Annotated in this window: 8 protein-coding genes; 1 reads left to right on the top strand and 7 read right to left on the bottom strand. The window is 35.0% G+C overall.

The window, feature by feature from the left end:
• Window positions 1–80 precede the first annotated feature (80 nt).
• The gene (locus H3T96_RS14130) at window positions 81–1301 is read right to left on the bottom strand and encodes an MFS transporter (RefSeq protein ID WP_144091491.1); all 1221 of its coding nucleotides are present in this window, start codon (window positions 1299–1301) and stop codon (window positions 81–83) included.
• Between the two features lie 146 nt (window positions 1302–1447).
• Here H3T96_RS14130 and H3T96_RS14125 point away from each other — a divergent pair, with 146 nt between their 5' ends.
• Window positions 1448–2365, top strand: coding sequence for a helix-turn-helix transcriptional regulator (locus H3T96_RS14125; protein ID WP_086326442.1), 918 nt, complete (start codon window positions 1448–1450; stop codon window positions 2363–2365).
• 1 nt (window position 2366) lies between these two features.
• Here H3T96_RS14125 and H3T96_RS14120 read toward each other — a convergent pair whose 3' ends face one another.
• The 6 genes from H3T96_RS14120 to H3T96_RS14095 all read right to left on the bottom strand — a co-directional run.
• Entirely contained in the window at window positions 2367–4268 is a 1902-nt protein-coding gene (locus H3T96_RS14120) for a saccharopine dehydrogenase NADP-binding domain-containing protein (protein WP_144091492.1), read from the bottom strand.
• Window positions 4268–5389: a saccharopine dehydrogenase NADP-binding domain-containing protein gene (locus H3T96_RS14115; RefSeq protein ID WP_144091493.1), complete on the bottom strand. Its 1122-nt coding sequence runs from the start codon at window positions 5387–5389 to the stop codon at window positions 4268–4270. Before H3T96_RS14115 ends, H3T96_RS14120 begins: the two co-directional genes overlap by 1 nt.
• A 56-nt stretch (window positions 5390–5445) precedes the next feature.
• Window positions 5446–7659 carry a TonB-dependent receptor gene (locus H3T96_RS14110; protein WP_144091494.1) on the bottom strand — a complete coding sequence of 738 codons (2214 nt, stop codon included), beginning with the start codon at window positions 7657–7659 and terminating at the stop codon, window positions 5446–5448.
• A gap of 47 nt (window positions 7660–7706) precedes the next feature.
• Window positions 7707–8519, bottom strand: a complete 813-nt coding sequence (locus H3T96_RS14105; protein WP_144091495.1) for a thioesterase II family protein — start codon at window positions 8517–8519, stop codon at window positions 7707–7709.
• Entirely contained in the window at window positions 8516–13087 is a 4572-nt protein-coding gene (locus H3T96_RS14100) for a non-ribosomal peptide synthetase (protein WP_144091496.1), read from the bottom strand. Before H3T96_RS14100 ends, H3T96_RS14105 begins: the two co-directional genes overlap by 4 nt.
• Window positions 13084–13616 (bottom strand): phosphopantetheine-binding protein (locus H3T96_RS14095; RefSeq protein ID WP_186279216.1); only part of this gene is annotated, 533 nt, incomplete at its 5' end. The genes H3T96_RS14095 and H3T96_RS14100, both read right to left, overlap by 4 nt.

The raw sequence follows: 13616 nt of genomic DNA, 5'->3' as shown, positions 1-13616 counted from the left end.
TTTAATCACCTATAGTTTATACAGATTTTTAAAGAGTAGCACAATAATATCTATAGATAGATTAATAATTATCAGTGATATTATGTAAAGAGTTTTAAATATTTCTTATTAATAACAAAAATAGCAATGATAGCCATTAAAGCGCTAAAGAATGCGACAAGGTAGTTAAAATATTCCGCTAGTGTCATAGAGAGAGAAGAACCGATAATTTCAGAAAGTAGTAGAGTACTTTGAAATACGGCGTAATCAGTAGCTGTTTGTTTGCTTTGTTTAGCATAAATCATGGTAAAGGTATAGATACTAACATTAATAAATCCTATACCAATTCCCAACAACGTCATTGATATGATAACCGTAACTGCATTAATATAATTTGGGTAATAATCCAGTACACTCCAGCTAAAAACTAACGATGCAACTAGGCTAAAACCTAATTTTAAGGTATAACTAGGGGGATGTTTTTTTAGTAAATAGGCCGCGAGTATGCAACCTAATATCATTGTTAAATAACCGCCGATACCTGTATACAGTCCTACATCACTAACCGATAAGCCACGATCTAAAAGAATCAACTTAGACATGGTTAAAATCACTGAGCCAGCAAAGGGTACGAGTAGTACCAGTAATAACATTGAATAAGCCTTTGGTCTTTTAAAAAAGAGGCCAATTTTAGCTCGAGGTTTAGGTTGTGACGTGTAAAATAATTTAGGCTCTTTCCATAATAGTAGTTGTGCAATTGAAAAAATAATAATTACAACCAGTAATAAAATACTGTAAGTTTTTCCTAAGTAGTCATAACAAATACTAACACCTGCACCACCAATTAACATACCCATAATATTACCCATCACTTGAATACTATTAATTTGCGTAATGGTGTTGATTTGTGCTAAGTCAGCAGCTAAACCATCAGTAGCAATATCTTGAGTGGCAGAAATAATACAAGACAAAATAATAATACCAATTAATTGGTTGGTAGTATTTTCAGTAAAAGGAGTGAAAGCAATTACGGTAATTAATATCGCTAATAAAAACTGCATAGGGAGTAGCCAAGTTTTACGATAACCTATTTTATCCAGCCAATAATTTTCTACAAAAGGTGCCCATAGAAATTTAACTACCCAAGGTATCCCTGCTAAGGGAATTATTGCAATCACAGCCAGTGATACGCCTGCATCACGCAATAAAATAGGATAAGCATCAAACGCTAAACCAACTGGAATACCTTGAATAATATAGAGTTGGGCTATTATAAATAGAAAATAGGGTCGGCGGTTACTGCTAGTATTTTGGTTATTCATAAAGCATTTTCATAAATCTTTTATTTTTAATAAATCTATAAAAGAGGGCATTTTTACTGCTAAAAAAATTATATGAAATAGTAGCTTTATTTTATTGTAAATGCAAATGATATTTGTTATCGTTTACGGATTGTGAAGGAGCATATATGCATTTAGATGAAATATTAAAAAATTATAGACCTGATAATCATGTCGATGGTTCTAGCTATATAGAGCTTCAGCCTGGCTTATCTGTGTGTGTGGTAACAGCAGAGCATTTAAATGCAGTAGATGTATGTAAAAAATTTCCTAGTTGTAATAATCATGTATGTTTTAACTGCCAATTACAGGGAAAATTACAGATGCAAATTAAAGATCGGCACTTTAGCACCCATAAAGGCGATTTAATCTTTGGTTTTACTGGTGGCGAAAACTTTTGCTTACAGCATTCTGATGATTTTTGTAATGTGGAAGTCATGGTAATGCCAAAATTATTAGAAGTTTTGCTTGGCGATATCGATTTTCAATTTTCTTGTTTAGATCATAATATGAATTTTTTTTTACACCATCATAAGTTAGAGGCTAATAAAAATGTGCTATCTTCAGCAAGGCAACTGTACCATTTAATACGAAACACCGATTGTAGAGTGACTAACAGATTATTATTGTATGCTTATGTTTTAGAGTATTTAAATTGGTATTTTCATGCGTTTAATAGTTGTTTAGGAAAACAAGAATTTACCCAAAGAGAATACAAACAAATCAATGTTGCACATGATTATTTGTTAAAAGATTTAAGCAGTCCTCCTACCATTGATTGGCTAGCAAAACAAGTAGGAATGAATCAAAATAAGCTAAAAAAAGGCTTTAAAAAAGTATTTGGTAAAAGTATTTATGCCTATTTTTTAGCTGAGCGTATGAATAAAGCTAAGCAGTTATTAGTAACTAATAGCGTAACTGAGACAGCGATTATAATGGGTTATAGCAATATTAGTCATTTTAGCTCAGCTTTTCGTAAGCAATTTGGGGTACTACCAAAAGAAGTACGCCAACAAAATGCTTACACAATCAATAATAGTGAGTAATTCAGCTACTATTGACTTTATTTGCTGTTTGTTTATCGGTTATTGACTGCAAATTTAAAAAAACATCTGCTTCACCATTTGCTTTTTGATGCCAATCAATGATTAAAGGTGTTTTCGATGCAATTCTGGTAAAAGCATAATGTTCCATTTCTCGAACTAAATTAGCTAATTCAGGGCACTCAAGTTTATTAAAAACTTCAGCATAGATACATTGATCAATATGTATATGATAACAATCTTTTGACAACATGGTTTGGCTATAATTTAATATTCCTAGTTGTTGGTAACTGTCTAAAAATGCTAACCAATACTGATATACAGCCTCTGCTGGATTAGCTAATAAAGCAAAGGCTTCAGCTTGAGGCCATAACCATTGCATTTCCATATCACCTGTATCTAAAAACATTTTACGATAAAGTGGATAAGCGATTTCTTTTCCTACCGTTTCACGAAATAAACTATAACCTGATGTAAACATCGTTAAATCTTTGATTAAGTTTTTCCATTCAATACTCTTCTGGGCATATTGCTCAAGTTGTTTTTTCTGTTTTTTCCAACGTATAAGCATTTTGATAACAAAAGAAGTTAATTGAAAACGGTTAAGTTTACTTTTTAAAGACTGCCATACTTCCGATTGAAATAAAAATTGTTTTTGTAAATAAACCATTCTTGGATGAACTTTATCTACTGTATACCAGTTTTTACCGTAATGTCGGAGTGTTTGTACATTATAAATATTGGATTCTAACCAACCAAAATAGTTGTTTTGGTGTTTTAGTGCATCAGTATCTCCTGTACGCCAAGAAATACCTCTTTGCTCAAGCATTTGCACTAAATATTCTCGGGTAGTCGTTGATAAAAATTCAACAGGATAAACACCATTTTTTTCTTTCAATTTGTTATTTAACCAACAATCGATTACAGCACATGCCATTAATGCAGTGAGATCGTATGAAGAAATGCTACCTTGTAACATTATGCCTTGCTTAGGTTGGTTATCAGGAAATATACAGATATAAGTATCCGGATCGGCTTTGGGTTTATGCTTAATAGATTGACCACTGCTATAGAACTTTTTCGCTAAAAAGTTAATAGTTTTAGTACTAGGATTAAAATTAGCGATAGCTTTTGCCATGGCTAAAGGAAAGAATTGAATATGAAAGCGACTATCAAAAGTAGTAATTGGAGCAAGTTGTTGGTCATAACGCTCACTGCTTAAAGAAATGACTTCAGGTGTGCCATAGGGGATCATGGCTAAAGGTTTTTCTTGACCAAAGAAATGAAATTGATAGGGATCTTTCTTCCAAGGCGTCGCGATAGTTTGTAATTTACCTTGCTGAAAAACGGTTATTTTTTTTGTAAAGTTAGCAAGCATTGAGTAGGGGCTAGTTTTACCACCCCCATAAGCAGCGCCCATATATAATCTAGAACAGTAAGTCCCAGTAGTGGATTTTTTGGCTTGAGCCAGTTGCATTAACATTAAGGATGTGATACCAGGCGATAACCCCATTCCTGTATAAATACTACACTGTTTTTTTTGAGCTGCTGTATGTAAGGCTAATATGGCTTTGCTAGCACTGGCACTGTCATTAATATCAATACAATCAATTCCAGCATCTAAACACAGTTGATGAGGAGCATCTAATAAACGTTCCATAGGTCCCATTGCTAAAATAGCCAAATTGTAATTTTTTAATAGCTCTATGGTTTGTTGTTTATTATTAATATCAAGGGTAACAAAAGGGATATCCTTTTGGGTCAAAGTGTTTTGACGGCTTGCACAAGTTATGGAAATATCAGGATAACTTTGTTTTAAGTATTTTAAAATACGCTGTCCAGTTTCGCCGGTACCACCAATTACAATAATCTTTTTTGCGTGAGTGATAAAAGAAGAGATTGTCATCAAATTGCCTCCGTTGCAGTTAAAGTATTATGAGTTGTAGTACTAATCTGAATAATGTTTTCAGCTAGCAATTGATTGATAATAACTTCGCTAGGGATAGCTTCATGCAAGCTATAAGCACCCGCAACTACCGTATTTTCTAATAAATATTTAGCTGTGATAGCGATAACTGTACCCGTTGCAAGATAGGTATCGCCTGTTAGTAAATTGCCTTCAATGATCCTGCCGTCAACTAATTTAATATTACATTTAATAGAATAAATAGGTGATAGCTTAAGCATATCTTTGGCAGAAGCAGAGGCTAACCTTTTCGCGGCTTTAGTGATTTTTTCTGGGGTTTTATAGTAACCAAACAATTTGGCGATGGCACAACTAAAAGCCGCTTTAGGACCAATATTTGCACCCCATACTTTCAGGTTTGGAATTTTATAATGATTGGTTAATCTACGCAGTTCTTCTGAATAAATTAGCATAGTACTTACTTTACCAATAGGTTCAGCAAAAGTTTGTTTATTGGCGGCTTTAAAAAAAGGAACTTTAATCAATTTATTATTAGCGATATAGCAAAAGCCACGATTTTCGCCAAAATCACCTAAGCCGACAATAATATCCCATGCTGAGTTATAGCTCCAAGCATCACGACCTGCATAACAAACTTCCAAATTTTCGATAGGTTGCTTATCAGAATAATGAGTTATTAGGTAATTGGGATAGACTCCTGATAAACCTGGTAGTAATCCTGCATTAATGATAAGTGGAACAGTTGAAGGTTTTGCCATTACTAATTGACTTAGATGCTTTAATAATGGATCGTAACCACCGGCATCAATATAAGGCGTACCCGTTTGATAACATATATCTGCAACAGTCGATCCCACTATTTGTGACGGACCAATGCAAGAAATCACCAAGTCAGCTTGTTTGCAATGTTGGCTAAGTAGCTTTTTATCTAATGCATCAAATTGTAAACTTGTTAATCGGTTATTATCTAAAGATAATTGAGTGTTTCGAGTCACAACGCTAATTTGACATTGACTGTGTTTTAGTAAATAGTCAATGACAGTTTTTCCTACTTTACCTGTACCACCTAGAATTAAAACATCAGAATAATTATTTTGCATAAATCATTTCCTGTTTGATACTAGTCGGTTTATTAGCCGACTAGTTAAATTTAGTGTCAGTAGCTATAAGCAAAACCAATCCCGACAGTTCTGCCTCTACCAGGTGAACCAATAGTTGCATCTGGTCCCCCAGCATACATAGCAGGTATGTAATATCCCCAAAGATCATAAGTTTTATTCAGTAAATTATCCCCCCAAATATAGACTTGTGCGTTAGCATTTTTAATACTAATTCGAGCATCTAACTTGTTGTAAGGTTTCAAACCAAAGGTATTTTGTACATCGTTTTTGCGTGAACCAATATAGCGGTTGCTAATTCTGGTTTCTAAATCTAATCCAGCAATATTAAGTGGCATAGTATGTCGTAACGTAATATTCGCATTCCATTTAGCTGTATCAGGAATAGAGTTATGCTTTTTTACCTCAGCCAGACTTTTATTCGGTGTACCTACAATTTTGGCGTTGGTATAACCTAAACCACCAATAAGTTCTAAATTCCAAGGTGTTTTCCAAAAACCATCTAACTCAACTCCATAACTTCGGGTATCATAGTTTTCGACAACCGATACAAAAGTTGCAGGGTTGTATGCCATTAAGTGTTCGCGCTTAGTATTATTATGAAAAATAGCCGTATTTAATCCCAAAGTGCTGCTGTCATTTTCTAACTTTAATCCTGTTTCATAGGCGTTAACATAGGCAGATTTATAAGCTTGATCTGCTACTCCTAACGTTGCAAAGTCGGTACCTTGATCATTAAATCCTCCTGTTTTATAGCCACGGGAATAAAGTGCATAGAGAGTGGCATTGTCATTTAATATAAAGTTAAATCCAAAGCGTCCTGTTGTGTAGTGATCGGTTATTTTTTGTTTATCTAAAGCCGTTGCTGGCATATTTGGTGCTGCGTTTTTGTAAATAGAGTTTGCATACCATTTTGCTCGGTAGTTTTTCTTTTCATAAGATTGGCGAATACCTGCTGTTAGTTTAAATTTATCCGTAATGGGGTAGCTTATCTCTCCAAATATGCCAACATTATCGGTTTCGAATTTTCTATGAATATCGGCATTTAAAGGATTAACCGGATAAAAAACATCAAAAACATCATAGGTATTGCGGTGACGGTCGTTCTTATAATAGTTAATACCCGCTACCCAAAAAATAGAGTCCTCTTGTTTAGATGAAATTCTAAATTCTTGGTTAAACAAATTCTCATGAGTGATAAACGACCAATTTGAAGGGGGTCTCATACCGATTAAATGATTATAAAGATCACCTTCATAAATCGGTGATTGAGTATCAATTTTTGTATGAGAATAGCCTGTAATAGACGTAAGCACACTATTTTCTAATTCGTGCTCTACTTTGAAATTAAAACGATAGATTTTTTTATCACTTTTATCGCTGCTATTAGGGATATCAATTTTCGGATGATGACCATAGGGACGCATCATATACATATCATCCATACCCATAGCATCTTCAACTTCTGTAATAAATAGGATCGAAGTATTTTCAGATGGTTCCCATAGTAATGAACCTCGTGCCATCTTATTTCTGAGAATACTAACAGGTTCATTATCATAATGATTATCAATAATACTATCGGTTTCATCATAAAGTACAGCTAGTCGTCCACTTAGTGTATCGGATAAGGGACCACTAATAACACCTTGAGTTAATTTATGATTATCTTCGCCAAATTCTGTTTTAAAGTCTCCTTCCAAATAAAGGGTTGGTTTTTGGGAGATGATATTAATCGCACCCGCTTCGCTATTTCGACCAAATAATGTGCCTTGTGGACCTTTAAGCACTTCAACACGTTCTACATCTAATAAATTTAAAGTAGTGTTTTTAATCGATTGAGGCATACCATCAACAATAATACTTACTGAACTATCATCACCGCTCATGGGTAGCACCGAACCGACACCACGCATTCGAATTGATTTTGCTCCTCCCATATTACTGATAACCTGTATTCCTACCGTATCATTTAAAGCCTTTTCTAGTGTGTTTTCTTGTTGTTCGACAATCTGTTTGTTATCAATCACATTAACCGTAAAAGGGATGTCTTTGGCGGATTCTTTAACATGTCGTGCAGTGACTGTCATGGTATCTACTGATGCTTCTCCGTCGGCGGGAGTATTTTCCGCGTTAGCGCTAAAGGATAAGCATAAAGCGCTAGCCAAAAGTAATTTATTGTTAATATTATAATTAACAGCGACTAATGGCACAGAGGACAGATTGTTTCTTAGAGTGGGTAGGTGTTTCATATTTATTTCCTAAAATTACAGATTAAATCAATTAACTAATTATTTTTTTAAGGTGTTATCATCGATTGGTAATGAGCTCTCATTTGTTGCTTCGCTATTTTTACTAGTGCTTGAATAACTTTTGCTTGTTCTTTAATAAGATAAAAATGGTTACCCTGAAAATGTTCACAATGAAAGTGTTGTGTTGTCTGTTTTTCCCATGCAAGTGCTTGTGCTTCAGTAAGTTCAGTATCTTGTAATGCCACAAATATGCTTATAGGAATATCAAACGGATGAGGATTAATTTTTGGCTGCCATGATTCAATAAGTTGATAGTCATTTCTAATAATAGGTAATAACATTTGTGCTAACTCAGGATGAGTCGCTAAAGAAAAGGGCATACCATTGAGTTTTTCAATTTCATCAAGAAGTATCTCATCAGTCTCAAGATGTAAGTTGCTAGAATTTTTATGGGAAGGCGCTTCGCTAGCAGAAATTACCAACTGATAGGGATTGGGTAAGTTGCGTGCTCGTAGCGCAAGACAAAGCTCATATACTACATATCCGCCCATGCTATGCCCAAACAGTAAATAAGGTTTATCAAGTAATCGTTGTTGGATTAATGCCTCAATCAATCCATTAATTAACTCATCCATATTATTAATTAGCGGTTCGGCCAGCCGCTCTTCTCGACCAGGATATTGAATCGCTACCAACTCAATAGAGCTTGGTAAGGTAATTGGCCAACGTTTAAAGAAACTTGCACAGCCACCCGCATGGGGTAGGCAAATGAACCGCTGTTTAGCCAATGGCCGGGGTTGATAAATACGACACCAAGAAGCATTGTTGTTGGTTATATTGTCTGATAGTGCACTATTCATTGGTTCTCCTTATTGCTAAACTTCTGAATGAGTGGTCTAAAATAATCTTTACTTACCTTGAATGAATGAACATCAAATGGCTCAAGCGCTGTTAATAAGTTATCTATTGCATATTGATGATGACCGCCATTATTCATACCTTCTTTAAAATAAAGATTAACAAAACCAGCAACAAAATTATCTTGTAACTTCTGTTGCCACTCTGTAAATTCAAAGCCTTTTAGTTGACAGCCTAATTCAATAAACCAATGGTAAATTTGTTCGACATTTAAACTGTCGGTTGAAACTAAATGGAAATTTTTGCTGGTGCCATAATGGGTTTGAGTGATAGCACAAATGCTTTGTGCTACAAAATCAACCGGTACCACATTTACTTTTAAAGTTGAGTGTGGATACGCTGCAATATCTAAGCAGGCTTTATAGAACTTTAAAAAAGCATCATCATTAATAAAAGGATCTTCTGTCGTTGCCCAAGTAATAGTAGCTGGACGCATGATATTGATAGGAACGCCCCGATCTCTTGCCTGATAGAAAAGATTTTCTGCCATTATTTTTGATTGTTCATAAGTTAAATCAAGATCTCGCCAACGAGTAATCGTTGTAATTTCAGGAATGGGTTCATCTTCATCGTGATCAATTAATGCATGGTGAACAGCAATAGTAGAAACATAATTCAGTTGTTTAATCTTATTAGCGATTGTTAATTTAAGAATATTAAGCGCACCTTGTACATTAGTGGGAAACAAGCTACTGAGGGGATCCATTAAATTAATAATAGAAGCGTTATGAATAATTATGTCGATTTCATTCGCTAATTGTTGATATTCAGATTCGGTTAATCCCAAATTATCTTTATCCACTGCACCACAAAAAATCTTAATGCGCTGTTCGGCTTGTGGAAGGGATACACCTTTTTCTGTAGCCGCTTTAAATAACCGATTAAAGCCTTGCTGTTCATCTTCTGCACGTAATAAACAGTAGATGTTATAGGAAGTTTTATGCAGTAACGTACTCAAGATATAGATACCTAAGTAACCATTAGCGCCTGTTAGTAATATATTTTGTGGGTGATGATCGTTATCAAATGCTTTAGCATGAGTTAAACCGACCATTGCTTGTTCAGCCATAGTGACTAAATCGATACTTTCTAACCATTTATTTTTTGAGTCATTACTGCTTTTTAATGCGGTTGCCATCTTAACAAATATACTGTTATTAAAAATTAACTCTAAGGTGGCGGGATAACCTTTAGCCAGTAAAATGCTGAGTAGATTAATCGCTGATAAGCTAGAACCACCTACTTGGAAAAAATCATCATTTCTAGAAACCTGACTGATTTTCAATAAATCTTGCCAAATAGTTAATAGATCCTGTTCTACAGGATCTGCCGTTGGTTCTTCAAAATCTTGGCTAATAATAGTATGGGGTTCTTCAAATAATCGACTTAATTCTTTACGATCTACCTTACCGTTACTGCTAAGTGGTAATTGCTGAAAGATATCAATTCGTTCTGGGATCATATAATCAGGAAGGTTATTCGCTAATTGCTGTTTAACTTGGGCAATAAATTCTGTTTCACTTTTATCTTCTAAATCGTTTACGACAATAGCTGCAGCTAAACTGCTGGTATTATTAATTGCAATAGCTACGGCTTGTTTAATTGTGGCGATATGATTGAGTGCAGCCTCTATTTCTCCTAGTTCTATACGATATCCTCTGATTTTAGTTTGATTATCTTCACGCCCTAAAATCTCAATTATTCCTTGTGTAGTGTAAAAACCGATATCACCTGATTTATAGAGTCGTTGACCTGTGACAGGATGATTGATGAACCGATAGGCTGTTTGTTTTTCATCAGCTATATAGCCCGTTGCTAAACCATGTCCGCCGATATACATTTCGCCAATTACATAATCAGGACATTGCTCAAGGCGTTCATTTAAAATATAAATTTGATGATTAGCTAAGGGTTTACCATATGGAATTCGTATGGTGTATTTATCACACACATTATTGATTGGATAACTCACACACCAAATTGACGTTTCTGTTGGACCACCTAAACTTATTAACTGTAAATTAGGTAAATGTTGATTTATTAAAACCGGTAGGGTAACGGGGATTTTATCACCTGACAAAAAGGCTGTTTGTAAACTGCTTAGATTTAGTTGGTCATCCCATTCTAACCAATTAATTAACATCTGCATTTGTGCAGGAACCGAATTCCAACGAGAGATTTGATGTTGCTCAATCAGATGTCCCCAATGTTCTGGATTTGTTTTTTGTTCAGCATCGGGTAATACTAAGCAACCACCTGCGGCTAAAGTACCGAAAATATCCCATACAGATAAATCAAAACTAAAACTTGCTAAACCTAGTGTTTTATCACGATGAGTTAAGCCAAAACGTCTATTGATTTCAGTTACCGTATTCCATGCTGCAAAGTGGCTAACCATTACCCCTTTGGGTCTACCAGTAGTGCCGGAGGTGAAAATAATATAGGCCGTACGATGGGTCTCTTCTGATTTTTGTTGGTAACGATTAATAAACTGTTTAAAAGTGTTTGTTATGTTTGATGAATCAATATCATCAATTGCTTTCGGTTTATTAATTAATAAAATTTTTACTGAACTTAATAAATTTTCATGAAGATGGGGGGTATCAGTAATAACTAATTTTATTGCTGCATCTTCTAATATAGTCTGTTTTCTTGATGTAGGTTGTTGGCTTTCAATGGGTACATAGGTGGCATCGGCTAATAAAACACCTAATATAGCAGCTATTTGACTGGCTGATTTATTCATTATAATTGCAACATTATCACCAGATTGGCAACCTGCTTGTTGTAACTGTTGACAAATACTCAAAGCAAATTCTGCCAACTGTAAATAATTTAGATGATAATCACTCGCAATGATTGCTGGGGCATTAGGTCGGATTAGAATTTGTTGGCAGAAATCATGATGTAAAAACTGTGGCTGATAAGCGGTAAATGTATCATTATCCTCTGCTTGACGTTGTTGCATAGCCATTGGCAATTTGATAATAACATTACTTTCCCATAGTCTTTTGTCATCAGCTAGATCATTTAATAATTCGCTTAAAGAGGCAAAAGCTGCCTCAGCCATTCCCTCAGGAAATATTCCTTGTCTGATATCCCAATCTAATTGCAATGTGCCATAGCGTTCAGTCGTTTGGCAGTCTAACCATACTTGAGGTGTTTGAGTAATACCATAATGTAATTTAGCATTACGCATAAATTCATTGTCTGCAAGGTTATCGCCTTTGACGCCGAGGGTACTGGTATAAACCACGGGAACCAATATATTAGCTTGATTTTGTTGATTCATTACCCGTAATACATCAATACCTGTAAACTCATTGTGTTCTAGGTCTTGCCAAAGTTGTTCTTGTAACGCTTGACTACGCTGTATGAAAGAATGCTTTGGGTTATTTCTAATGCCCAATACATTGACTGCTATAAAATCACCTACAATGTTATGTACCCCTATGTAATCAGTAGGTCGATTAAATAAAGTTAAGTTAATACAAAAATTGGGATGACGAGACCAACGTGCTAACACATCCGTAAAAGCGGTTAACACCACACTTGATGGTGTTAGCTTATGGCTAGTCGCTATTTCACAAAGTGCTCGCCAACGTTCTTTAGTCAGAGTAAAGTTAAATCTTTCAAACGTTACAATTTGGTTTTGTTGCTTGCTAATTGTTGGTAACTCTGGAGGCAATGGCATCGTTTCGAGTTGTTTTAGCCAATACTGTTTGTGTCTTTCATAGCGTTCTTGATAAAGAGGATTATTAAAAGCTTGTTTTTTGGCTAATACCACATCACGGAAAGTAATAGGGAGTTCAGCTAAACTCATTACACCATGATGGTAAGCTTCACCAAGTTCAGCTAATAAGATTTGAATACTAGCAAAATCAGCAATTAATAGATCAATAGAAAAATGTAAAATTGCTCCATGTGCGATATGGCTTAGCTGTAAATCAAATAAAGGCCATTGATTAGGATCGTAGCAACGATGCGACAGTTGCTTTCTTATGGCTAATAGCTGTTGCTCTGTCTGTTGTGTATCTAATTGACTAAAATCATTTTCGATAAGTGATGGTAAAATTACTTCTGATTGTACTTGCTGTGTACCATCTTTTAGTATAATAGCTCGTAACATATCATGACGCATAATCAATCCATGCCAAGCTGCTTCTAACTGTTTGCCATTAGTTTTAGGTAATTCTAATTCAATATAACTATGGCAACCAACATCACCATATTCATAAAGATTACTACGACCCACCATATAAGCTAGTTGCAGATCAGTAAGTGGAAATGGTTGATAGCGTCCATGAGCATCATGTTCAATATGGTTATTATTAACTAATGATAAATATTCAATAATTTGTTGCTTATTCTCTTTTAAATACGCTTTATACTGTTCGGTTATTACCCCAGCAGGTGCTTTAAATTTTAACTGATCACCTTCTAACCAAAGTAATACGCCTTGTGAGGATAATTCGTTCAATAAAGTTTCTATAGTTATTGCTTTATTCATAGTGTACCTTCTTCAAATAGAGTGCTTTCATTAATAGCTATTGATGAGTGGGTCTGCCATTGTTGTTTGATATAATCACTTAAACTAGCAACTGTAGGTGCTGTGAATAATGCTCTAAGTGGAATAAGCTCAGGGGTAATATGTCGTTTATGGAGAAGTTGTATGATTTGAGTTGCAGTCAAACTATCACCACCACTTAAAAAGAAATCATCATATCGAGACAGAGCAGGGCATTTCAGAACTTCTTGCCATAATTCTGCTAATTGGCGTTCCAATTCATCTCGAGGCGGTTCTTTATCTACAATGTTAGTTGTATGATTAGCAAGTTCACTAATAATGGTTTTACGATCTACTTTACCATTAGCATTCAAAGGCAGATCTTGGTAAATGACCAAGCTAGTAGGTACCATATAGTCAGGTAATAGTTGCTGTAACGATTGTTTTATATCGTGTTCAGTTGTACTTACCCCTTGCTTTAATTGGATTGCAGCAGCCAATTGAGGTGGCATGCCGACTGTTACAGCAACAG

The sequence above is a fragment of the Gilliamella sp. W8136 genome, from assembly GCF_016101285.1.
Classification (GTDB): domain Bacteria; phylum Pseudomonadota; class Gammaproteobacteria; order Enterobacterales; family Orbaceae; genus Gilliamella; species Gilliamella apicola_N.
The sequence above is the reverse complement of the archived record's forward strand: the minus strand, read 5'-3'. Positions and strand labels throughout refer to the sequence as shown.

What these genes read in the sequence shown, in the direction of transcription:
- H3T96_RS14130 (WP_144091491.1), bottom strand. Translation starts at nt 1,301, where the DNA reads ATGAATAACCAAAATACTAGCAGTAACCGCCGACCCTATTTTCTATTT.
- H3T96_RS14125 (WP_086326442.1), top strand. Translation starts at nt 1,448, where the DNA reads ATGCATTTAGATGAAATATTAAAAAATTATAGACCTGATAATCATGTC.
- H3T96_RS14120 (WP_144091492.1), bottom strand. Translation starts at nt 4,268, where the DNA reads ATGACAATCTCTTCTTTTATCACTCACGCAAAAAAGATTATTGTAATT.
- H3T96_RS14115 (WP_144091493.1), bottom strand. Translation starts at nt 5,389, where the DNA reads ATGCAAAATAATTATTCTGATGTTTTAATTCTAGGTGGTACAGGTAAA.
- H3T96_RS14110 (WP_144091494.1), bottom strand. Translation starts at nt 7,659, where the DNA reads ATGAAACACCTACCCACTCTAAGAAACAATCTGTCCTCTGTGCCATTA.
- H3T96_RS14105 (WP_144091495.1), bottom strand. Translation starts at nt 8,519, where the DNA reads ATGAATAGTGCACTATCAGACAATATAACCAACAACAATGCTTCTTGG.
- H3T96_RS14100 (WP_144091496.1), bottom strand. Translation starts at nt 13,087, where the DNA reads ATGAATAAAGCAATAACTATAGAAACTTTATTGAACGAATTATCCTCA.